Below are 21,160 nucleotides of genomic sequence, written 5' to 3' on the forward strand. Positions count from 1 at the left end.
GGCACGAAACCGTCTATTTTATAATGCCGCCGACTCAACCCACCGGAATGCCAACGTGAATTTCTTCGCCGACTACAACAACCTTGCCTTGATCGCCCTCGCCGTGGTGTCGGGCGGCCTGCTGGCCTGGCCCGCCATCACGCGCGGAACCGCCGGCAAGACCGTCAATCCGGCCGCCGCGACCCAGCTGATCAACAAGCGCAATGCGGTGGTCGTGGATATCCGGGAAGCCACCGAATACGCCAAGGGCCACCTGCCGCAAGCCAAGAGCGCGCCACTCGCGGATCTTCCCAGCCGTGCCGCCGGCCTTGCAAAGGACAAATCCGTCCCAATCATCGTCGTGTGCCAGACCGGCCAGCGCTCGGGCAAGGGTCAAGCAGTCTTGAAGGAAGCCGGTTACAGTGAGATCTATTCGCTCGAAGGCGGCTTGGCCGCCTGGCAGCAAGCCGGCCTGCCCTTAGTCAAGTAAGGGGCGCCTGAAGCGGCTCCGGGGGCATGCCCCGTCGCCGCGCCAGCAGGGCGCCCGTCTTTGTCCGGTGTGGCGCAGTCCTGGCTTGCCGGCACCCGAGCTACGACCAGAGTCCCGTTTTTCAAGGAGAACCGCATGGCCCGCGTTGTGATGTACAGCACGGTAGTTTGTCCGTATTGCCAGATGGCCGAGCGCCTTCTGAAGGCCAAGGGCGTCGACGCGATCGAGAAGATCCTGATCGACCGCGAGCCCGGCAAGCGCGAGGAAATGATGACGCGCACAGGCCGCCGCACCGTGCCGCAGATCTACATCGACGAGACTCATGTGGGCGGCTTCGACGACCTCTCGGCGCTCGATCGCCAGGGCGGGCTGGTGCCCCTGCTGGCTGCCTGAAGGCCCCGCAGCCTCGGCGCGGGTGAATTCGTCACCCGCGTCATGTACCATATGCGTTTTCCAACCGGGTGCCGACCCGGGCCGTTGCCAGGGCCATTCCAGCCCGTGGCGCAGATGGTCCGTACGCCAGGTGCCCAACGCCTCTTTCCGGAAGCCTTTCATGAGCGACCAGCAAAACAATCAGCAGGAAGACCAGCCGTTCTTCAACATCCAGCGTGTGTACCTGAAGGACATGTCGCTCGAACAGCCGAATTCGCCCGGCATCTTCCTCGAGACCGAAGCACCGGCCGTGGAAGTGCAGGTGAACGTGGGTGCCTCGCAGCTGCAGGAAGGCATCTTCGAGGTGGTGGTGACCGGTACCGTGACCACCAAGGTGCAGGACAAGGTTGCCTTCCTGGTGGAAGCGCACCAGGCCGGCATCTTCGATATCCGCAACGTGCCGGTGGAGCAGCTCGACCCGCTGCTGGGCATCGCTTGCCCGACCATTCTCTACCCGTACCTGCGTGGCAATATCGCTGACGTGATCACCCGCGCCGGCTTCCAGGCCATCCACCTGTCGGAAATCAACTTCCAGGCGCTGTACGAACAACGCCTGCAGGCAGCCATGGAAGAAGCCGAAGCCGCACAGGGCGGCAGCAGCGGCATCGTGATGCCCGACGGCAGCCAGGCTCGCCACTGATCCTGCTGCAGTCAGTTGCAAAGACGGGGCCTCGGCCCCGTTTTGTCTTTCCGGCCCGCGTTACTTGATGAATGCGGCTTTGAGGCTGAACCAGCGAGGCGAACGCCATGAAAATCACTGTCTTCGGTGCAGGTGCCTGGGGCACCGCGCTCGCCAGCCATGCCGCCGCGGCCCACGATGTGGTGCTGTGGGGGCGTGACGTCACGCAGCTGGCGGGCATCGGCGCCGACCGCGTCAATGCCACTTACCTGCCCGGCGTACCGTTGTCCGGGCGGCTTGCGGTCGAGCCGGATTTCGAGCGCGCCGCGGCGCATGCCGATGTCGAACCCGACGGTCTCGTGATCGTGGCCACGCCCGTCTCGGGCCTGCGCGAAATGACGCGCAGGCTGGCCGCGCGCCAGACCGGGGCGTTGCGCATGCTTTGGCTGTGCAAGGGCTTCGAGGCCGGCACCAATGCACTGCCGCACCAGATGGTGCGCGAAGAACTCGATGCCGCCGGCCGTCTGCACGACACCAGCTACGGTGTGCTGACGGGCCCCAGCTTTGCCCGCGAGGTGGCGCTTGGCCTGCCGTGCGCGCTGACCGTGGCGGGCACGTCGCCCGCGCTCGCGGAACTGGCGCAGCATGCCTTCCATCACCATGCGATGCGCATCTACGGCAGCGACGACCTGGTCGGTGCCGAGGTAGGCGGCGCTGTCAAGAACGTGCTGGCGATCGCCACAGGCGCCAGCGACGGGCTGGGCCTGGGCCTGAACGCGCGCGCCGCGCTGGTGACGCGCGGCCTGGCCGAGATGACGCGGCTGGGCATGGCGCTGGGCGGCCGTGTTGAAACCTTTATGGGTCTGGCGGGCATGGGCGACCTGATCCTGACCGCCACGGGCGACCTCTCGCGCAACCGCAAGGTTGGCCAGCAACTGGCCGAGGGCAAGACGCTGGCGCAGATCCTGGCCGAACTGGGCCACGTAGCCGAAGGCGTGCGCTGCGCGCAGGCGGTGGCGGCGCTGGCAGCGGCAAAGGGCGTCGATATGCCGATCACGCGTGCGGTTTGCGCGGTGCTCTTCGAAGGGCTGCCCGCCGCCGACGCGGTGGCGCAACTACTGCAGCGCGACGCACGCGATGAGTGAGCGCATGCTGACCCGGCAACCATCGCGGACCTCCCGCGCCTGGCCGGTCGCTGCCATTTGCCAGGGACGCGAGTCCCTTCTTGATTGATTTCATTGAGTCCGGCGGCGATACGCTTGCGCATTTGCCACCGCCTTGCATCATGTCCCAAGACTTCATCGCGGCCCGCCGCCGCACCCTGATCGCCCTTGCCGCCGGCGCCATGTCCGGCATGGCAGGGACGGTAATGGCTTCGCCCGCGGCCTCCCAGCCCTGGCCAGCGCGCCCGATCCGCATGGTGGTGCCGTTCCCGGCCGGGTCCTCGCCCGACCTGATCGCGCGCCTGCTGACCGAGAAGCTGGCCGTCGCGCTCGGGCAGCCCGTGGTAGTGGAAAACCGCCCGGGCGCCGGCGGCAATATCGGCACCGGCATGGTGGCAAGGGCCGCGCCGGATGGCTACACCTTGCTGCTGACCATCAATGGCCCGCTAGTCACGGCGCCGACCCTGTCGCGCCATCTTGGCTACGACCCGGTGCGCCAGCTCGCGCCCGTGTCGCTGGTGGCAACTTCGCCCAATGTCCTGGTGGTGGATGCCCGCCTGCCGGTGCATGACGTACGCGAGTTCGTGGCGCTGGCACGGTCCCGTCCGGGCGTGCTGAACTACGGGTCGGTCGGCAACGGCAGCGCTTCCCACCTGGCGATGGAGCAGCTCAAGGCCGCGGCGGGGATCGACCTGCAGCACATTCCCTATCCGGGCTTCGCGCAGATCACCACCGCCATGGTCGGTGGCCAGGTGCAGGCTGGCTTCATGGTGCCGGCCATCGCCATGCCCCTGGTGACTGCCGGCAAGCTGCGCATCATCGCGGTCACCACCAGCGGGCGCACCGGCCTGTTGCCCGCGGTGCCAACCGTGGCGGAATCCGGCTATCCCGGCTTCGAGGCGATCTCGTGGCAAGCGGTGCTGGCGCCGGCGGGAACGCCCGCGCCGGTGATCGACCGGCTCTATCGCGAACTGGTGGCCATCATCGGCAGCGAGGATGTGCGCGCCAAGATGCGAGCCCAGTATTTCGTGCCGGCAGGGACGGCGCCACAATCGCTGCGCCAGACCATGGCGAGCGAAAAAGCGCGCTGGGACAAGGTGATTCGCGTCGCCGGCGTACAGCCGGAATAAAGCGCTTTCGTCAGCCCGGATCAGGCGCCGCCGGCAAAGCCGTTCTGGCGCCAGGCTTCGAACACGACGACCGCGACGGTATTGGAGAGGTTGAGGCTGCGGTTGTCCGGCCGCATCGGCAGGCGGATGCGCTGCGTGGCGGGAAACCACTCGCGCCGCTCCGGCGCCAGCCCGCGCGTTTCCGAGCCAAACACGAACCAGTCGCCAGGCTGGAAGCCGACCTGTCCAAACGGCGTCGAGCCGTGCGTGGTCAGCGCGAACATGCGGGTGGGGTCGGGCTGTTCGCTTTCCATCAGCGCATCCCAGTTCTCGTGCACGCGCATGCTGGCGTACTCGTGATAGTCCAGCCCGGCACGGCGCATGCGCGCATCCTCGAGCGGAAAGCCGAGCGGCTTGACGAGGTGCAGGCGCGCGCCGGTGTTGGCGCACAGGCGAATCACATTGCCGGTATTCGGGGGGATCTCGGGTTCGACCAGGACGACATTGAACATGGGAGTGGGCGGGCCGGAGGCGCCGCAGCCGTGAAACGCTGCGCAGCTTACCCTGCCGGGGGCCGCCTGTCACGCCGGGCAGTGGCGGGGAGGGTCAGCGCGTACTTCACTTGATGGCGGCGCCGGGCCTAGGGTGTGCGCAGCGCCACCAGCAGCGTCACACGCGTTGCGCCGTGAGCCTTCAGGACCCGCGCCGCTTCGCCCAGTGTGGCGCCGCTGGTCATCACATCGTCGACCAGGCCGACATGCAGGCCCGCGACATCGTGCCCGGGGCCGAGGCCGAAGGCGTCTTGCAGGTTGGCCTGCCGCGCGGGCAGGTCCAGCGTGGCCTGCGCCGGGGTATCGCGCAGGCGCGCCAGCAGCGTCGGCGCGGCGCGCACGCCGAGACGGCGTGCCAGTGGGCGTGCAATTTCCCAGGACTGGTTGAAGCCACGTTGCGCCAGCCGCCGCGGGGACAGCGGAATTGGCGCCAGCACATCGGGCAGAGTCAGTCCGCACGTGGCGGAAGCGGCCTGCCAGCGGCTTGCCAGTTCGCCCGCGAGCCAGTCCGCCAGCGGCAGCACGCCGCCGAATTTCAGAGCCAGCACCGTGCCGTCCTGCGGGCTGGCGTAGTCGCCGAGCGCGAGGGTGGCATCGAAGGGCGGCGGTTCATGGCGGCATTGGCTGCAGATCGGCGCATTGCCCGGCCCCGCGGCGCGCCCCAGGGGGCGGGCGCAGCAGCGGCAGCGCGGCAGCGGCGCCAGCAGCTCCTCCGCGCAGCCGGCGCAGACGGTTTCGTCCTGCACCGTGCCGCACAGCGCACAGGCCGCCGGCAGCAGCGCGCGCATCCAGCGCCGCGCATGCTGGCGCAGTGTGCTGTCGCCGGGGCATGCTGGCAGGTGCAAGGCGGGCGTGGGAGCCGGATGTGATGCCGGGCCGCCGCCGGCAGGCGCGGCGGCGGGCGCGTATACTTGCGGTCCGGTCGCGCTGTCCGCTGGCGCGCGCACCGTTTCCCGGACGGGCGCATCGCTGCGGCCGCCATCCCCATTCTCTTGCCGCCTGGTTTGACCGTGTCCCTGCATGACGCCGACTCCCCCGATGCCTATTTGCCGCCCACGCGGCTGACCCGCCTCGCCTTCGACCGGCGCAGCGCCGGTTTCGGCCAGCTCGATTTCCTGCTGGGCGAGATCGGCCAGCGCATGCAGGAGCGCATGCAGATGATCCGGCTGGCGCCGGCGCGCGCGCTCGACATTGGCTGCGGCCACGGCCGCGGCCTGGCCGCGCTGCGCGCCCAGTATCCGGATGCGCAGATCGCCGGCCTTGATATCTCCGGCGCCATGCTGCGCGAAGCGGCGCAGCGCGATCCCCAGCGCCAGTCCGGGTGGCTGGGGCGCCTGCTCGGCAAGCGCCCCACGTTCGACCTGGTGCAGGGCGATCTTGCCACATTGCCCTTCGCGCCGGCCAGTTTCGACCTGTTGTGGTCCAACCTCGCGCTGCACTGGCATCCCGAGCCGCATCGGGTCTTCCCGGAATGGCACCGGATCACCCGCGACGAAGGCCTTGTGCTGTTCTCGTTGTTCGGGCCCGATACGCTGGCGGAGTTGCGCGCCGCGTTCGCCGAAGTAGATGGCGACACGCATTCCCTGCGTTTCGTCGATATGCACGATATCGGCGACATGCTGGTGCACAGCGGCTGGTCGACGCCCGTGATGGACATGGAAACCCTGACCGTCACCTACGAGTCGCCGCGGACCCTGCTCCGTGAAGTGCAGGCCTTCGGCGGCCTGCGCCTGCCGCCGGTGGCCGGCAAGGGCGGGGGCTTGCGCGGGCGCGCCTGGCTCGACGCGCTGCTGGCCGCGTTCGAGCGGCGGCGCAATGCCGACGGCCTGATCCCGCTCACGTTCGAGATCGTCTACGGTCATGCCTGGAAGCTGGCGCCACGCGGCAAGCAGGCCGTCGACGAGCTGGGACACGCTGTCGTCCCGCTCGACAAGATCGGCCGCGCGCGGCAGCGCAAGTAACGTGGCCGACGCCCTTGCATGCATCGCTCGCGCAGTCAAGCAGGCTTTCGCACGCACCGCGCTGAAGCACAAAAACTTGTCGCGCGCTAGCCCGTTGGTCAAGTGGCGGCCTTGTCCGTGTAGGCGAAGCGCCCTATAATGCGCCAGTTTGTCGCAGTGGTCTCCCTGGCACTATTTGCCCGAAATCGCACCCCAATGGTGCGTCCCAGGCGCAATCGTCCAGGCGTGCATCCGGTCACAGCGGTTGGCGATGCAAGGTTGGCGATGCAAGACTTGGGTATCGCATTCCAGACGGCGCAAGACGAATCCGACGGCAGGTCCGGCGGATCCGGCGCGCCGGACAAAGACTGGCTGATGAAGCGGAATTGCTCGCTGTCTCCACGCCAGGTTGGCTGGTTTTACCTCTCGATCGTCAGCATTTCGCTTGCCATCGCCTTGTTTTTTGCGTGGCGAGGGTCGTGGCTCGTCCTTCCCTTTGCCGGGTTGGAGCTGCTTGGACTGGGCATTGCCCTGCTGGTGCATGGGCGGCACGCGTCGGATTACGAACGCGTCAGCCTGGCCGACGGCAGGCTGGTAGTGGTTTCGGTCAGTGCAGGGCAGCTGACACGGCATGAGTTCAACCCGCTGTGGGTGCGGGTCGAGCTGGATGAATCATTGCGAGCGCTGGTGTTGCTGCGCTCGGGCGGGAGCGCTGTGCGGGTGGGGTGTTTTCTGGACCCGTACAAGCGGCGAAAGTTCGCGCAGGAACTCGTATCGGCTTTGCGTTATCTCTGAGAGGCAGCGAGGGCCCCGCGAGTGACAGATTTGAATCTGTAAATTGGGTAGATAACAAATGAAAATGTGGAAGAAGGCATCCGCAGCGTGTCTGGTGGGCGCGTCCCTGCTCACTGGTCATGCAGCCCTGGCAGTGGAAGACATGCCAGGCGGCCCCGCAGTGCGTCAGCTCAATCTGACCGAGCCGGTCACCAAGATCGCCGAGCAGATTCACTGGCTGAACTGGATGATGCTGATCATGTGCACCGTGATCTTCATCGGCGTTTTCGCGGTGATGTTCTACTCCGTGTTCACGCACCGCAAGTCCAAGGGCGCGAAGTCGGCCTCCTTCCACGAAAGCATCACCGTCGAGGTGATCTGGACCATCATCCCGTTCCTGATCGTCATCGGCATGGCCCTGCCCGCCACCAAGACGGTCGTGGCGATGAAGGACACCACCAATGCCGACATCACCATCAAGGCCACTGGCTACCAGTGGAAGTGGGGCTACGACTACCTGAAGGGCGACGGCGAAGGCATCTCCTTCGTGTCCACCCTGACCACCCCGCGCGAACAGATCAACAACGAGGCCCCCAAGTCGAACACCTACCTGATGGAGGTGGACAACGAGATGGTGGTGCCCGTGAACAAGAAAGTCCGCATGGTGCTGACGGCCAATGACGTCATCCATGCCTGGATGATCCCGGCCTTCGGCGTCAAGCAGGATGCGATCCCCGGCTTCGTGCGCGACACCTGGTTCAAGGCCGAGAAGGTTGGCGTGTACCGTGGCCAGTGCGCCGAGCTGTGCGGCAAGGAACACGCCTTCATGCCCATCGTCGTGCGCGTGGTTTCGGACGCCGACTACGCCAAGTGGGTTGACGGCAAGAAGAAGGAACTCGCCGCCAAGGCCGACGACCCCAACAAGACCTGGACCCTGGAAGAACTCAAGGCCCGTGGCGAGAAGGTCTACACCGCCAACTGCGCGGTCTGCCACCAGCCGAACGGTAAGGGCGGCGGCGCGTTCCCGGCCCTGGACGGCTCCAAGGTCGTCAACGGTCCCGATGCTGGCCAGATGCACATCCTGCTGGAAGGCAAGGGTGCCATGCCGGTCTGGAAGCACCTCTCCGATACTGAACTCGCTGCCGTCATGACCTACACCCGCAACAGCTGGGGTAACAAGACTGGCGAAGTGATTCAACCGAGCGATTTCGTGAACGCCCGTGCCGGCAAGTTCCGCGAAGGCGGTGGCGCACCCGGCGCCAGCGGCGGCGACGCCGCACCGAAGACGGAAGACAAGCCCGCTGCCAAGCAGGCAAGCGCCGCGGGTGACCGCGCGGCAGGCTGAACAGGATTTCAGGAGTTTTCGCGATGAGTACTGCTACCCCGGACGCGCTCGCCCACCCGCACGACCACGCCCACGATGAGCACCACGATCATCCGCACGGCTGGCGCCGCTGGCTGTTCGCCACCAACCACAAGGACATCGGTACGCTGTACCTGCTGTTCTCGTTCACCATGCTGCTGTCTGGCGGCGCGCTGGCACTGCTGATCCGTCTCGAACTGTTCGAGCCGGGCCTGCAGTTCTTCCGCCCGGAACTGTTCAACCAGTTCACCACCATGCACGGCCTGATCATGGTGTTCGGCGCGATCATGCCGGCCTTCGTCGGCTTCGCCAACTGGATGATCCCGCTGCAGATCGGCGCATCCGACATGGCCTTCGCGCGGATGAACAACTTCAGCTTCTGGCTGATGCCCCCGGCGGCCCTGCTGCTGGTGCTGTCGTTCTTCGCACCGGGCGGCGCCACCGCCGCCGGCTGGACCCTGTACGCGCCGCTGTCGGTGCAGATGGGCCCCGGCATGGACATGGCGATTTTCGCCATGCACATCATGGGCGCCTCGTCGATCATGGGTTCGATCAACATCATCGTCACGGTGCTCAATATGCGCGCACCCGGCATGACGCTGATGAAGATGCCGATGTTCTGCTGGACCTGGCTGATCACCGCCTACCTGCTGATTGCCGTGATGCCGGTGCTGGCTGGCGCCATCACCATGGTGCTGACCGACCGTCACTTCGGCACGAGCTTTTTCTCGGCGGCAGGCGGCGGCGACCCGGTGATGTACCAGCACATCTTCTGGTTCTTCGGGCACCCCGAGGTCTACATCATGATCTTGCCGGCCTTCGGGATCGTCTCGCACGTCGTGCCGACCTTTGCCCGCAAGCGGCTGTTCGGCTATAGCTCGATGGTGTACGCGACCGCCTCGATCGCTATCCTGTCGTTCATCGTGTGGGCTCACCACATGTTCACGACCGGCATGCCCGTGACCGGCCAGCTGTTCTTCATGTACGCCACCATGCTGATCGCGGTGCCGACGGCCGTGAAGATCTTCAACTGGATCGCTACCATGTGGCGCGGCTCGATGACCTTCGAGACCCCGATGCTGTTCGCGATCGGCTTCATCTTCGTGTTCACCATCGGTGGTTTCACGGGCCTGATGCCGGCGGTTGCCCCGATCGACATCCAGTTGCAGGACACCTACTTCATCGTGGCGCACTTCCACTACGTGCTGGTGGCGGGCTCGCTGTTCGCGATGTTCTCGGGCTTCTACTACTGGGGTCCGAAGTGGAGCGGTTTCATGTACAACGAAACCCGCGGCCAGATCCACTTCTGGGGCTCGATGATCTTCTTCAACATCACCTTCTTCCCGATGCACTTCCTCGGGCTGGCCGGCATGCCGCGCCGCTATGCCGACTACCCGACGCAGTTCGCGGATTTCAACGCGATTGCTTCGATCGGTGCCCTGGGCTTCGGCCTGATGCAGGTGTATTTCTTCTTCTTCGTCGTGCTGCCGTCCTACCGTGGCGGCAAGGCAGCCGGAGACAAGCCTTGGGATGGCGCCGAGGGCCTGGAATGGACCGTGCCGTCGCCGGCCCCGTTCCACACCTTTGAAGTTCCTCCGCAGGTCAAGTAAGCAACGATGCGCGGAAGGATGGGCACGGCCCGTCCTTCCGCGTCACGCAGGCAAGGTGTTATGCAGGATCCAAACAAAAGTCCATCGCAGGCAGACCGCAAGGCCTCGAATCGTCGTCTCGGCCTGATCCTTTTCTCCATCGTGATGGTTTTCTTTTTGGGTTTCTTCGCCAAGATGATTCTTCTCGGCTGAAGCTGCAGGGTATTGAGATGAGCGTGAGCCAGCAGTCAAACGATGCCACCGACAAGAAGTTCAACCGCGGGATGCTGCTGCGTCTGCTGGTGGTGGTGGCGTTGATGTTCTCGTTTGGCTATGCGCTGGTGCCGCTGTACAAGAAGATCTGTGAGATCACCGGCCTGAACGTGGTGACCACGCGGGATCTGTACGGCGGCCAGGTCAAGAATACACAGGTGGACAAGACCCGCACGATCACGGTCGAGTTCGATTCCAACGCGCGCGGTCCATTTGCCTTCCGTCCGGTCAAGAGCAGCATGGAAGTGCACCCGGGCGAAATGACCACCATCGTCTACGAAGTGGCGAACGGGCAGACGCGCGACATCTCGGCGCAAGCCATCCCGAGCTACCTGCCCAAGCTGGCCACGCAGTATTTCAAGAAGATCGAGTGCTTCTGCTTCAAGGAACAGACGCTGAAGGCGAAGGAAGCACGCGAGATGCCGGTGGTGTTCGTGATCGATCCGGACCTGCCGAAAGACGTGAAGAACATTACGCTGTCCTACACCTTCTTCGAGATCGGTACGCCGGTGGCCCAGGCGCCGCAGGGCCCGCTTGAGGCGCAGCCGGCCGGAGCAGGCAAGGGCATTTGAGTAGCAGGTGAAGTGGTTGTAAGGGGTAGCCGTGGATGAGATGAAGGACGCGGTCAAGCGCAAGCTGTCTTTTGCGCAGACCCTGCGCGCGGTGTTCTGGTCGTTTATCGGCCTGCGCAAGGGTAGCGAGCATGAACGCGACATGGCACAGCTCAATCCGGTCCATGTGATCATCGCCGGCCTGATCGGGGTAGCCATCCTGATCGCCGTGCTGATCACCGTCGTGCGTGTGGTGGTGGGGTAGACAGACTGTCGCGCGCGGGAACGGGCAGGGAGAAGTAAAAGCAGGCAAAAGCATGCCGCCGGCCAGCAGTCGGGGCCGGATGTGCGGATAACGATTACTGAATCAAAGACTCTGAGCTGGAGATAAAAGAATGAGTGCGAATCGCGCAAACGCTCCGTACTACTTCGTACCGGGCCCCTCGCGCCATCCGATCACGGCAAGCTTTGGCTTGTTGCTGACGGCTGGGGGTGCTGCTGGTTGGGTAAACGGGCAGAGCTGGGGGCCGTATGTCTGCATCCTGGGCCTGGTGTGGTTCCTGTTCGTGCTCAAGAGCTGGTTCAGCGAGGCGATCAGCGAGTCCGAAACCGGCAAGTATGGCAAGAACATCGACCTGTCATTCCGCTGGTCGATGGGCTGGTTCATCTTCTCCGAAGTGATGTTCTTCGCAGCGTTCTTCGGCGCGCTGTTCTATGCCCGCAACATCGCCATGCCGTGGCTGGGCGACCTGAACAACAAGATCCTGTGGCCCGACTTTTCAGCCGTATGGCCTAACTTCGGCCCGGCCGGGGTCGTCGAGTCCTTCCAGACCATGGGCCCGTGGCCGATCCCGACGATCAACACGGCGCTGCTGCTGATGTCCGGCGTGACGCTGACCTGGGCGCACCATGCGCTGCTGGCCAACAAGCGCAGCCAGCTGATCCAGGGCCTGGTGCTCACCATCCTGCTGGGCGCGGTCTTCATGTGCTTCCAGGTGTACGAGTACCACCATGCGTACACGGAACTGAACCTCAAGCTGACCTCGGGCATCTATGGTTCCACGTTCTTCCTGCTGACCGGCTTCCACGGCTTCCACGTGACCATGGGCGCGATCATGCTGACGGTGGTGCTGGTGCGCGTGCTGAAGGGGCATTTCACCCCCGATCATCACTTCGCCTTCGAAGGCGCGGCCTGGTACTGGCACTTCGTCGACGTGGTGTGGCTGTTCCTCTACATCGTGGTGTACTGGCTGTAAGGCACCCGACTGCAGTGCCCGCCGGCGATGCTGGCGGAATCGCCGGGAGAGATCTCCTCCCGGCGAAGAACAACAAAAAACAAGCGCCGCAGGAGTTTAGCCACTGCGGCGCTTGTTTTTTGCAGTTCGAACGCGTGTGGCCAGTCGCGTCGGCCGGCGCGCCAGGCTCAAGGCCCCATGCGAATACCCGTGCTTTGTATCCAGCCCATCCAGTGAGAGAACAGGATGAAGACGAACAGCGCCACGGAAAAGCCGACCCGGAACATCAGAGAGCGCATCATGTTCGGCGTCTTGCCGCGGTCGCGCATCATGAAGAATAGCGCCGAGGCCAGGCTGCCGATGATGAGGATGAACGCGATGATGATGACAATGCGCATGGAGGGCCCGCAAGTGCGGGGTCGGCTAGAGGTAATGTGCCATTATCGCATCGCCGCTCTCGAGGAAGCACTCGGGAGCTGCCCGTGAAGCTTTGGCGCGCGCTGAGCCCGGTTCCCACCATCGCCGCGCTGGTGGTCATTGCCGTCACTTGCGCGCTCGGCAACTGGCAGCTTGACCGTGCCCATGAAAAGCTGGCGCGTGCCGCGCGGCTGGAGGCGCTGGCTGCGCAGCGGCCCCTGGCGGTGGGCAGTGCCCTGGTCGAAGGGCAGGTAGCGGAGCGCCGGGTGCGCGTGCGCGGCCGCTTCGATGCGGCGCATACCGTTTTGCTGGACAATCGCCCACATGGCAACGGCACCGACAGCCGTGCCGGATTCATGGTGCTGACGCCGCTGCGCGTCGTGGCGAACGATCCCGGCGCGCCAGCGGTGCTGGTGCTGCGTGGCTGGCTGCCGCGCGACGCGCAGGACCGTACGCGCATCGCGCCATTCCCGACCGCCGAGGGCGATGTGGAGCTCGATGGCACCGCGCTGGCCGCGGTTCCCAAGGTCTTCAGCCTTGGCCAGGGCGCCAACGCGGAGGCCGGGCAGAAGATCCGACAGAATGTGGATCTTGCTGCATTCGCGAAAGAGCTTGGCGTGCCGCTGCAGCCCTTCGTGCTGGAGCAGCGCACCGATAGCGGCGACGGGCTGGCGCGCGACTGGGCGCCGGCGGATACCGGCGCCGATCGCCATTATGGCTACGCCTTCCAGTGGTTCGGCCTGGCCGCGCTGACGATGGTGCTGCTGGTGGCGTTGAGCTGGCGGCGCGCCGCCCGCATGGCGGCTTGAGAGACATGGTTACGACGGCAGCCGGCGCTTGCCCGCACGCGACAGGATTGCCGGCGCAACAACCAGCGAACCACAGCGGGACGGGGCGGTCAGATGACCGCAGCCGCCTCTAACGACAGACAGACGAAACACTATGCAACAGCCAGATCCCGCTTCCGCCCAGGCCGCCCGCGTCGCGCCGCAAGATTCGCGTATCGACGCCCGCACCCGCCGCGGGCGCATCCAGATGCTGTTGCTGCTGCTGGTGTGCGCTTCGCCTGTGATTGCCTCTTACCTCACTTATTACGTGTTCAAGCCGGCGGGCGGTGCCACCAACTATGGCACGTTGGTCGAGCCGCAGCGCCCGATGCCAGCGATGCAGATCGGCAACGAGCGGGCCGAGACCGTGCCGCTGGATAGCTTCAAGGGCAAGTGGCTGCTGGTCACGGCCGATGGCGCCGCCTGTGACGAGGCTTGTGCCAAGAAGCTGTTCACCATCCGCCAGATCCGTGCGGGGCAGGGACAGGACCGCGAGCGCATCGTGCCGGTATGGCTGATCAGCGACGATGGCCCGATCGATCCGCGCCTGTCGGCCGCCTACAACGAGCCCTATGCCGGTGTGCGCTTCCTGCGCGCCAATCGCGAAACCATGCAGAAATGGTTGCCGGCCGAGCAGGGTGGGCGGATCGAGGACACGCTATTCCTGGTCGATCCGCTGGGCAACCTGATGATGCACTTCCCCAGGGATCCGGACCCCAAGAAGATGAGTTCCGATCTGAAGAAGCTGCTCAAGTACTCTCGCATCGGGTGAGGCGCGCATGCTGCTCCAACTCGCCATCATCGGCGTCCTGATCGCGCTGTTCCCGCTCAGCTATGTGCTGGTCAAAGGGGATCGCAACAAGTACCGCAAGCTGGTGTGGATCACCGCCTTCCTGACGCTGGACCTGATCATGTTCGGCAGTTTCACGCGGCTGACGGATTCCGGCCTTGGCTGCCCGGACTGGCCGGGCTGCTACGGCCACTCCAATCCGCATGCCGCGCAGGAGCATATCCGTGCGGCCGAAACCGCCTTGCCCAGCGGGCCCGTGACCATCACCAAGGCGTGGATCGAGATGATCCACCGCTACTTCGCCATGGCGGTCGGCGTGCTGATCATCACGCTGATGGTGCTGGCCTGGGTCAAGCGGCGCGAACTCAGGCAGTCGCCCTGGTTCGCCACCGGCGTGCTGCTGCTGGTGTGCGTGCAGGGCGCGTTTGGCGCCTTTACGGTGACGCTCAAGCTTCAGCCCATCATCGTGGTCACGCACCTGATGTTGGGCATGGGCCTGCTCGCGGCATTGATCTGGCTGGGTTCGCGCAGCGACCCGCCGCTGGCGATCGCGCCGCAAGCGGGCGCGCTGCGCTGGCCGGCACGCATTGCGCTGGCCCTGCTGGTCATCCAGATCTTCCTGGGCGGCTGGGTGAGCACCAATTACGCGGTGCTGGCCTGCACCGACTTTCCGCTGTGTAACGGCCAGTTGGTGCCGGACATGGACTTCCGCCACGGCTTCACCCTGTGGCGCCAGCTCGGCATGACAGCCGACGGCGACTACATTCCACACTCGGCCCTGGTGGCGATCCACTGGGTGCATCGTGGTTTTGCCTTCGTCGTGCTGGCTTTCCTGGCCTGGTTCGGCCTGCGGGCGCGCCGCTTTGGCGGCCTCGCCCACAGCGCCGGCTGGCTGCTGGGCGTGCTCGCGCTGCAACTGGCTACCGGCCTTTCGAACATCGTGTTCGACTGGCCGCTGGGCGCCGCGGTGGCGCATAACGGCGGCGCGGCGCTCTTGCTGCTGCTATTGGTTCGTCTCAATTACAATATAGGGCTCGCGGCCCGGTCCGCGAACATTGCTACGGACGTGCCGGCTGCCGCGCGCGCCACATGAAAGACAAGAACTCGCCAGTGGTTACTGCTACCCACACACATCCCCTCGGACGGGTTCGCCACCTGGTCCGCCAATACGCCGCCCTTACCAAGCCCCGTGTGACGCAGCTTGCCGTCTTCTGCGCCATCATAGGCATGTTCCTGGCCACGCCGGGCATGGTGCCCTGGCCGGTGCTGATCGGGGGCGCCGCCGGTATCTGGCTGCTGGCGGGTGCCGCTTTCGCCATCAACTGCCTGGTGGAGCAAAAGGTCGACGCGCTGATGCGCCGCACCGCATGGCGCCCCTCCGCCACCGGCGAGATCACAACTATCCAGACCCTGGTGTTCTCGGCGGTGCTGGGCGGCGCGGGGATGTGGCTGCTGCACGTTTATACCAACGACCTGACCATGTGGCTGACGGTTGCCACCTTCGTCGGCTATGCCGTGGTGTACACGATCCTGCTCAAGCCGGCCACGCCGCAGAATATCGTGATCGGCGGCCTGTCCGGCGCCATGCCGCCGGCGCTTGGCTGGGCGGCTGTCGCTGGCGAACTGCCGGCCGAAGCCTGGTTCCTGGTGCTGATCATCTTCACGTGGACCCCGCCGCACTTCTGGGCCCTGGCCCTGTATCGCCGCGCCGACTACGCCAAGTCCGGCTTGCCGATGCTGCCGGTGACGCACGGCGAGCGCTTCACGCTGCTGCACATCCTGCTGTACACGCTGATCATGATTGCGGCCACGCTGCTGCCATTCGTGTACGGGATGTGCGGTTACATTTACCTGGCGGCGGCGCTGATCCTGGGGGGCGGTTTCCTCGCATACTCCTGGAAGATGTACCGCAACTATTCCGACGCACTGGCGCAGCGGACTTTCCGTTTCTCGATCCTTTACCTCTCGCTGCTGTTCGCCGCGCTGCTGGTCGATCACTACTTCAAGTTCCTGCCGCAAGGCTGAGCGGCCGGACGGCGGCTTGCGACATCTTGTCGCGGCCTGAGCGCGCGGCGGCCCCAATCGGCGATACTGCTTCACATCTGTTAATGTGACCTTGCCGCGCCCGGCCGATTGCCGGGCGGTCCTGGCTCGCCAAACCACCCGAACCCGCATGCCGAACCGCTTCCCTCCGGGCTTCCTGCCCACTTTCGCCACCTTCCGCCGGTTGTGCCTGCTGGCGTTGTGCTCGCTGCTGCTTGCTGCATGCGGCCAGCAGCGCGCGTCATTCAAGAACGTCGATATCACCGGCGGCAGTGAATTCGGCAAGGACTTCGTCCTCACCGATCACAACGGCAAGGTGCGCTCGATCGCGGACTTCAAGGGCAAGGCGGTGGTGATGTTTTTCGGCTATACGCATTGTCCCGACGTGTGCCCGACCACCATGGCGGAGTTGAAGGCGGTCATGGAGCAACTGGGGCCGGATGCCGACAAGGTGCAGGTGCTCTTTGTCACGGTCGATCCCGAACGCGATACGCAGGCGCTGCTGGCGCAATACGTGCCGGCCTTCGATCCGCGCTTCCTGGGTATGCGCCCGGCCGACGACGCCGCGCTGCAGAAGGTCGCCAAGGACTTCAAGGTGTTCTACGCCAAGGTGCCAGGCACATCGCCGTCCAACTACACCATGGACCACTCGGCGGGCAGCTATGTGTTCGACCCCAGCGGGAAGCTGCGGCTGTTCATTCGCCATGGCCAGGGACCGGAGCCAATTGCGCACGACATCAAGCAACTGCTTGCTTCCTGAGGGGCGTGGCCGGTGTAACCGGTAGACAAAATGAAACAGGGCCGGTCGCGAGACCGGCCCTGTTGCTTTCGGGAAAAGGGCGGGGGTGAAATGCCCGCCGCCGCCCGGCGTGCCTCAGGCAAATGCCTGCAGCGCTCCCTTCATCTTCTTCATCGCCGCGGTTTCGATCTGACGGATACGTTCGGCCGAGACGCCGAATTCGTCAGCCAGTTCGTGCAGCGTGGAACCGCCGGACCCGTCGTCGTTGACCTGCAGCCAGCGCGCTTCGATGATGCGGCGGCTGCGGTCGTCGAGCTTGGACAGCGCTTCCTCCAGGCCTTGCACCTGCATGCGGTCGTGGCGCTGGGCCTCGATCACGCGGGTGGGTTCGTTGTGGTTGTCGGCCAGGTAGGCGATGGGAGCGAATTCCTCTTCGCCGTCGTCGATCTGGCCTTCCAGCGCCAGGTCACCACCAGACAGGCGGGTTTCCATCTCCATCACTTCTTCCGGCTTGACGTTCAGCTCGCGCGCAACCGCGTCGATCTGTTCCGGGGTGAAGGTATGGGCACCCTGCTTGTGGCTGCGCAAGTTGAAGAACAGCTTGCGCTGGGCCTTGGTGGTAGCCACCTTGACCATGCGCCAGTTCTTCAGCACGTATTCGTGGATCTCGGCCTTGATCCAATGCATCGCATACGACACCAGGCGCACGCCCTGGTCCGGGTCGAAGCGCTTCACGGCCTTCATCAAGCCGATATTGCCTTCCTGGATCAGGTCCGCATGGGGCAGGCCGTAGCCGAGGTACTGGCGGGCGATGGACACCACCAGGCGCAGGTGCGACAGCACCATGCGGCGCGCAGCGTCAACGGAGTCATGCTCGCGCAGCTCGCGCGCGAGCCGCTGCTCTTCCTCGGGGGTGAGCAGGGGAATACGGTGGACAGCCTGGATATAGCTGTCCAGATTTCCCAGCGTTCCGGGAAGCGTCAGCGCAAACGTGCCAGTACCTTGGGGCACCGTGGGCAGACGGTTGGTCATTTGGGTTTGGTCAGCAGATAGGACCGCGTTCACTCGATTGCTCCTTTTGCATCCGGCGGGTGGGTTGCCCGCGTACGCCAACCCATGGGGGCTACGCACTGCATTGCAACACATATTAGCACTCAAGCCGGTGGACTGCTAAGTTGGAGTAGTTATAGGGTTGATAGTTCCGGATAATCGAAATCTGTTTTTACATAGCGTTTCCTGCGAGGAGCTTTGCGTGATGTGGCGTGGCCACTATCTCATGCGAGCCCTCGAACGATCCGACATGGATTAGAGGGACCACGCGCCCTTCGGTTCTATCGCCAAATGAGATGCAGTGTTTCTACAGCGGCTACACTCTTTTCATTTGCGCAATCCGCAAGCATCGACCGAACCGGGGAGAATTCATGTCTGCTATCGAACACTTGCTCAAGCCGCACACGCGTGACCTTGGCGACTTTGCCGTCAGCCGGCTGCTACCCGCGGCGGCAACGCAGACCGTCGGGCCGTTTATTTTCTTCGACCATATGGGACCCGTGGCGATGCCTCCGGGGGAAGGTGCGGACGTGCGTCCGCATCCACATATTGGGCTGGCGACCGTCACTTACCTGTTCGAAGGCGAGATCCTTCACCACGACAGCCTTGGCAGCAAGCAGGTGATCAGGCCGGGCGACGTGAACTGGATGACGGCGGGAAAGGGCATCGCGCACTCGGAACGCTCGCCGCAGGCCGCCCGCGATGCCGGGCCGCGCTTGCATGGCATACAGACCTGGGTGGCGTTGCCAAAGGAGTTCGAAAACGTCGAACCGTCCTTCCATCATCACCCCGCTGCAACGCTGCCCAAGCTGGAGCGCCCCGGGGTACGGATGACGGTGATCGCCGGAGATGCCTTTGGCGCGGAGGCTCCCGTGAAGGTGTTCAGCCGCACGCTCTATGTGGCCATCGAACTGGATGCGGGTGCCAGCCTGGAGATTCCGCCGGAGCATGCCGAACGTGGCATCTATCCGGTGGACGGCAGCGTTGCGCTGGATGGCGAAATATTGCCGGAACGCCATTTGGCGGTGTTGGTGCCTGGCGTGCCAGTGACGCTGACCGCGCAGGCGCCTTCGCGCGTGATGCTGCTAGGCGGCGATCCGACGGACGGGCACCGCTTTATCTTCTGGAATTTCGTCGCCAGCAGCAAGGAAGCGATCGAGGCGGCCTCCCAGCGCTGGGAGGATGACCAGTTCCCGCGCGTGCCCGGCGAGGACGATCGCATCCCGCTGCCGCAGCGCAAGCGCTGAAAGCGCCCGGGCCTGCCTCAGACCGGGCTGGCCCAGGTCACGCGCGTTCCCTGTTGCAGGCAGTCGCGGATTGCCTCGATCTGCGTAGCGATCGGAGCCGGGACGGGTGCCTTGCCGTCCAGCACGAGGCGGATCCAGGCCGCAGTCTGGTCCACGTCGCTGCCGGGTGGCAATTCCGGCACTTCGGTGATGGAGCCCGCGGTGGGATCGACCAGTGTGCGCTGATGTCCGTCGTGTAGCCAGTCGATGCGGCTGCCGCGCCGCGCATCGGCCACCACTTCGCCTTCGGTGCCGCGCGCCAGCAGCACATTGGCCGGCTCACGGGAGAAGTAGTCAGTCAGCGTTTCCCGGTACTCGGGATGGGTGTAGCTGTACAGGCGCAGCGCTTCCGCCGGGGAGTGGGTGCCGACCGGCTGGAGCATCTTGACCACCGTGTGCGCGGAGTTGCGCAAGCCGATCTGCATGCGCCTGTCGAGCATGGCGGCCAGCGCCGGCGACAGCACGTCGATCGGCAGCACCGCCAGCGGGCCCGGCTGGCTGTCCTTGCTGCGAAGCTGGGCTTCGGCCTGCGCCACGGAACTGCACGGCGCGATGCCCAGCGCCTCGAATAGCGAGAGGCTGGTCACGCGCCCGTTGAACTGGCGGCTGCCGTGCACCAGCACGGGAATGCCCTCGCGCGCCAGCAGCAGGGCCAGCAGCGGTACCAGGTTGGGCTGCTTGCGCGCGCCGTTGTAGCTTGGGATGGTCACAACAATGCGGTCCGGCGGCGCCGCCAGCGGCAGGCAGTGCGCGTGCGCGGCATCGAGCATGCCGGCCAACTCGTGCGGGGCTTCGCCCTTGATGCGATAGGCCATCAGCACCGCGCCCAGCTCGATATCGGCCACGCGGCCGGCCAGCATGGCATCGAACAAGGCCTGCGCGTCCTCGCGCGGCAGCGCGCGGGCGCCGTTGACGCCCCGGCCGATTTCCTTGATGTACTTCGCCGCGGCGAAAGTCGGGGCGGAGGGCGTGGCAGGCGTGGTGGTCATGGCGGGCTGGGGCGATGTGGTTTGAGGTTCATGATAGCGGAGCGGACGGGCCGTGCCCATCGCATTGGCCAATGCCGGCCTGCCATGCCGCCGCGCCCGCTTGCCGGCGTCCGCTCAGGCGGCTTCCTTCAGCGCCGGATTGCGCTGCTTGCGATACAGGAAGTCCAGCACCGCGGTCCGGCACGCGTGATAGTTCTTGTCGTCGGCCAGCGCCATGCGCTCGCGCGGCCGTGGCAGGTCCACCTTCAGCACTTCGCCGATCGTGGCGGCCGGGCCGTTGGTCATCATGACGATGCGGTCGGCCAGCATCACCGCTTCGTCCACATCATGGGTCACCATCACCACCGTGCTGCGGGTCTTGGCCACGATCTTGATCAGTTCGTCCTGCAAGTGCGCGCGGGTGAGCGCATCCAGCGCGCCGAAGGGCTCGTCCATCAGCAGCATCTTGGGCTCCATCGCGAGCGCCCGCGCGATGCCCACGCGCTGCTTCATGCCGCCCGAGATTTCCTGCGGATACTTGGATTCGGCATGGGTGAGCCCGACCATGGCCAGCGTGTCGTGGGTGCGCGCCTTCAGTTGCGCCTTGGTTTCGCTGCCGCCGAACACGCGTTCCACGCCAAGGTAGACGTTTTCGAAGCAGGTCAGCCAGGGCAGCAGCGAGTGGTTCTGGAACACCACCGCCCGATCCGGGCCGGGCCCGGCGATCTCGCGCTCGGCGCAGATCAGTGCGCCGGCGCTGGGACGGTCCAGTCCGGCCAGCAGGTTGAGCAAGGTGGACTTGCCGCAGCCGGAGTGGCCGATCAGCGTGATGAACTCGCCGCTGGCGATGGACAGGTTGACATCGCGCAGGGCGACGAACGGCCCCTTCTTGGTCTTGAAGGTCTGCCCGACGTTTTCGATACGGACGAACTTTTCCATGAGGTTCTCCTTGGCGCTGCGCGCGGTAGCCGT

25 protein-coding genes are annotated in these 21,160 nt (G+C 65.1%); 19 read left to right on the forward strand and 6 right to left on the reverse strand.

All coding sequences use genetic code 11. The features are described from left to right. Window positions 1-55 precede the first annotated feature (55 nt). The 5 genes from AC1DS6_RS13685 (at window position 56) to AC1DS6_RS13705 (ending at window position 3,813) form a co-directional block, all read left to right on the forward strand. On the forward strand, window positions 56-469 hold the full coding sequence (locus tag AC1DS6_RS13685) for a rhodanese-like domain-containing protein (RefSeq protein ID WP_441626963.1): 414 nt from the start codon (window positions 56-58) through the stop codon (window positions 467-469). 135 nt (window positions 470-604) lie between these two features. Then, window positions 605-862: a glutaredoxin 3 gene (grxC, locus tag AC1DS6_RS13690; RefSeq protein WP_035861020.1), complete on the forward strand. Its 258-nt coding sequence runs from the start codon at window positions 605-607 to the stop codon at window positions 860-862. Window positions 863-1,022: 160 nt separating this feature from the next. Next, window positions 1,023-1,541: a protein-export chaperone SecB gene (gene secB / locus AC1DS6_RS13695; protein WP_441626966.1), complete on the forward strand. Its 519-nt coding sequence runs from the start codon at window positions 1,023-1,025 to the stop codon at window positions 1,539-1,541. A gap of 107 nt (window positions 1,542-1,648) precedes the next feature. After that, window positions 1,649-2,665 carry an NAD(P)H-dependent glycerol-3-phosphate dehydrogenase gene (locus tag AC1DS6_RS13700; RefSeq protein WP_441626968.1) on the forward strand — a complete coding sequence of 339 codons (1,017 nt, stop codon included), beginning with the start codon at window positions 1,649-1,651 and terminating at the stop codon, window positions 2,663-2,665. A 140-nt stretch (window positions 2,666-2,805) separates the two neighbouring features. Next, window positions 2,806-3,813, forward strand: a complete 1,008-nt coding sequence (locus tag AC1DS6_RS13705; RefSeq protein ID WP_441626970.1) for a Bug family tripartite tricarboxylate transporter substrate binding protein — start codon at window positions 2,806-2,808, stop codon at window positions 3,811-3,813. A gap of 20 nt (window positions 3,814-3,833) precedes the next feature. On the opposite strand, the gene trmL is transcribed toward AC1DS6_RS13705, so the two are convergent. Then, window positions 3,834-4,304, reverse strand: a complete 471-nt coding sequence (gene trmL, locus AC1DS6_RS13710) for a tRNA (uridine(34)/cytosine(34)/5-carboxymethylaminomethyluridine(34)-2'-O)-methyltransferase TrmL (RefSeq protein WP_441626972.1) — start codon at window positions 4,302-4,304, stop codon at window positions 3,834-3,836. Window positions 4,305-4,432: 128 nt separating this feature from the next. Next, window positions 4,433-5,365, reverse strand: coding sequence for a double zinc ribbon domain-containing protein (locus AC1DS6_RS13715; RefSeq protein WP_477102595.1), 933 nt, complete (start codon window positions 5,363-5,365; stop codon window positions 4,433-4,435). Between AC1DS6_RS13715 and AC1DS6_RS13720 the strand changes: the two genes are divergently transcribed. From AC1DS6_RS13720 to AC1DS6_RS13755, 8 genes are all read left to right on the forward strand, one after another. Continuing rightward, window positions 5,354-6,304 (forward strand): methyltransferase domain-containing protein, encoded by a 951-nt coding sequence (locus tag AC1DS6_RS13720; protein ID WP_441626974.1) that lies wholly within the window; start codon window positions 5,354-5,356, stop codon window positions 6,302-6,304. The genes AC1DS6_RS13715 and AC1DS6_RS13720 overlap by 12 nt on opposite strands. 264 nt (window positions 6,305-6,568) lie before the next feature. Beyond that, window positions 6,569-7,078 (forward strand): DUF2244 domain-containing protein, encoded by a 510-nt coding sequence (locus AC1DS6_RS13725; RefSeq protein ID WP_441627092.1) that lies wholly within the window; start codon window positions 6,569-6,571, stop codon window positions 7,076-7,078. A 58-nt stretch (window positions 7,079-7,136) separates the two neighbouring features. Continuing rightward, window positions 7,137-8,402, forward strand: coding sequence for a cytochrome c oxidase subunit II (gene coxB / locus AC1DS6_RS13730; protein WP_441626976.1), 1,266 nt, complete (start codon window positions 7,137-7,139; stop codon window positions 8,400-8,402). Window positions 8,403-8,425: 23 nt separating this feature from the next. Continuing rightward, the gene (ctaD, locus tag AC1DS6_RS13735; RefSeq protein WP_035861038.1) at window positions 8,426-10,030 is read left to right on the forward strand and encodes a cytochrome c oxidase subunit I; all 1,605 of its coding nucleotides are present in this window, start codon (window positions 8,426-8,428) and stop codon (window positions 10,028-10,030) included. A 60-nt stretch (window positions 10,031-10,090) separates the two neighbouring features. After that, a complete protein-coding gene (locus AC1DS6_RS13740) occupies window positions 10,091-10,222 on the forward strand; it encodes a cytochrome oxidase small assembly protein (RefSeq protein ID WP_276265928.1) in 132 nt (43 codons plus the stop codon). A 17-nt stretch (window positions 10,223-10,239) separates the two neighbouring features. Further along, window positions 10,240-10,854, forward strand: a complete 615-nt coding sequence (locus AC1DS6_RS13745) for a cytochrome c oxidase assembly protein (RefSeq protein ID WP_441626978.1) — start codon at window positions 10,240-10,242, stop codon at window positions 10,852-10,854. Window positions 10,855-10,885: 31 nt separating this feature from the next. Next, entirely contained in the window at window positions 10,886-11,098 is a 213-nt protein-coding gene (locus AC1DS6_RS13750; protein ID WP_035861042.1) for a DUF2970 domain-containing protein, read from the forward strand. Window positions 11,099-11,228: 130 nt separating this feature from the next. After that, on the forward strand, window positions 11,229-12,089 hold the full coding sequence (locus tag AC1DS6_RS13755; RefSeq protein WP_441626980.1) for a cytochrome c oxidase subunit 3: 861 nt from the start codon (window positions 11,229-11,231) through the stop codon (window positions 12,087-12,089). Window positions 12,090-12,256: 167 nt separating this feature from the next. On the opposite strand, the gene AC1DS6_RS13760 is transcribed toward AC1DS6_RS13755, so the two are convergent. Next, window positions 12,257-12,466 carry a twin transmembrane helix small protein gene (locus tag AC1DS6_RS13760; protein ID WP_035861044.1) on the reverse strand — a complete coding sequence of 70 codons (210 nt, stop codon included), beginning with the start codon at window positions 12,464-12,466 and terminating at the stop codon, window positions 12,257-12,259. A gap of 84 nt (window positions 12,467-12,550) precedes the next feature. Here AC1DS6_RS13760 and AC1DS6_RS13765 point away from each other — a divergent pair, with 84 nt between their 5' ends. From AC1DS6_RS13765 to AC1DS6_RS13785, 5 genes are all read left to right on the forward strand, one after another. Further along, entirely contained in the window at window positions 12,551-13,294 is a 744-nt protein-coding gene (locus AC1DS6_RS13765; protein ID WP_477102596.1) for an SURF1 family protein, read from the forward strand. A 133-nt stretch (window positions 13,295-13,427) separates the two neighbouring features. Then, window positions 13,428-14,084 carry an SCO family protein gene (locus tag AC1DS6_RS13770; RefSeq protein WP_441626984.1) on the forward strand — a complete coding sequence of 219 codons (657 nt, stop codon included), beginning with the start codon at window positions 13,428-13,430 and terminating at the stop codon, window positions 14,082-14,084. 7 nt (window positions 14,085-14,091) lie between these two features. Continuing rightward, a complete protein-coding gene (locus AC1DS6_RS13775; RefSeq protein WP_441626986.1) occupies window positions 14,092-15,195 on the forward strand; it encodes a COX15/CtaA family protein in 1,104 nt (367 codons plus the stop codon). Further along, window positions 15,192-16,127 carry a heme o synthase gene (locus AC1DS6_RS13780; RefSeq protein WP_035861055.1) on the forward strand — a complete coding sequence of 312 codons (936 nt, stop codon included), beginning with the start codon at window positions 15,192-15,194 and terminating at the stop codon, window positions 16,125-16,127. Before AC1DS6_RS13775 ends, AC1DS6_RS13780 begins: the two co-directional genes overlap by 4 nt. A 148-nt stretch (window positions 16,128-16,275) precedes the next feature. Further along, entirely contained in the window at window positions 16,276-16,905 is a 630-nt protein-coding gene (locus tag AC1DS6_RS13785; protein ID WP_045241358.1) for an SCO family protein, read from the forward strand. A 114-nt stretch (window positions 16,906-17,019) separates the two neighbouring features. Here AC1DS6_RS13785 and rpoH read toward each other — a convergent pair whose 3' ends face one another. Further along, the gene (rpoH, locus tag AC1DS6_RS13790; RefSeq protein ID WP_045241357.1) at window positions 17,020-17,916 is read right to left on the reverse strand and encodes an RNA polymerase sigma factor RpoH; all 897 of its coding nucleotides are present in this window, start codon (window positions 17,914-17,916) and stop codon (window positions 17,020-17,022) included. A gap of 389 nt (window positions 17,917-18,305) precedes the next feature. On the opposite strand from rpoH, the gene AC1DS6_RS13795 reads away from it, so the two are divergent. Next, window positions 18,306-19,181, forward strand: coding sequence for a pirin family protein (locus AC1DS6_RS13795; protein WP_441626989.1), 876 nt, complete (start codon window positions 18,306-18,308; stop codon window positions 19,179-19,181). A gap of 17 nt (window positions 19,182-19,198) precedes the next feature. Here the strand turns inward: AC1DS6_RS13795 and ybiB are convergent, their stop codons facing one another. Both ybiB and AC1DS6_RS13805 read right to left on the reverse strand, forming a co-directional pair. Beyond that, entirely contained in the window at window positions 19,199-20,209 is a 1,011-nt protein-coding gene (gene ybiB / locus AC1DS6_RS13800) for a DNA-binding protein YbiB (RefSeq protein WP_441626991.1), read from the reverse strand. Between the two features lie 114 nt (window positions 20,210-20,323). Continuing rightward, the gene (locus AC1DS6_RS13805; RefSeq protein ID WP_441626993.1) at window positions 20,324-21,127 is read right to left on the reverse strand and encodes an ABC transporter ATP-binding protein; all 804 of its coding nucleotides are present in this window, start codon (window positions 21,125-21,127) and stop codon (window positions 20,324-20,326) included. Window positions 21,128-21,160: the final 33 nt, after the last annotated feature.

Source organism: Cupriavidus sp. 05L310, from assembly GCF_056398185.1.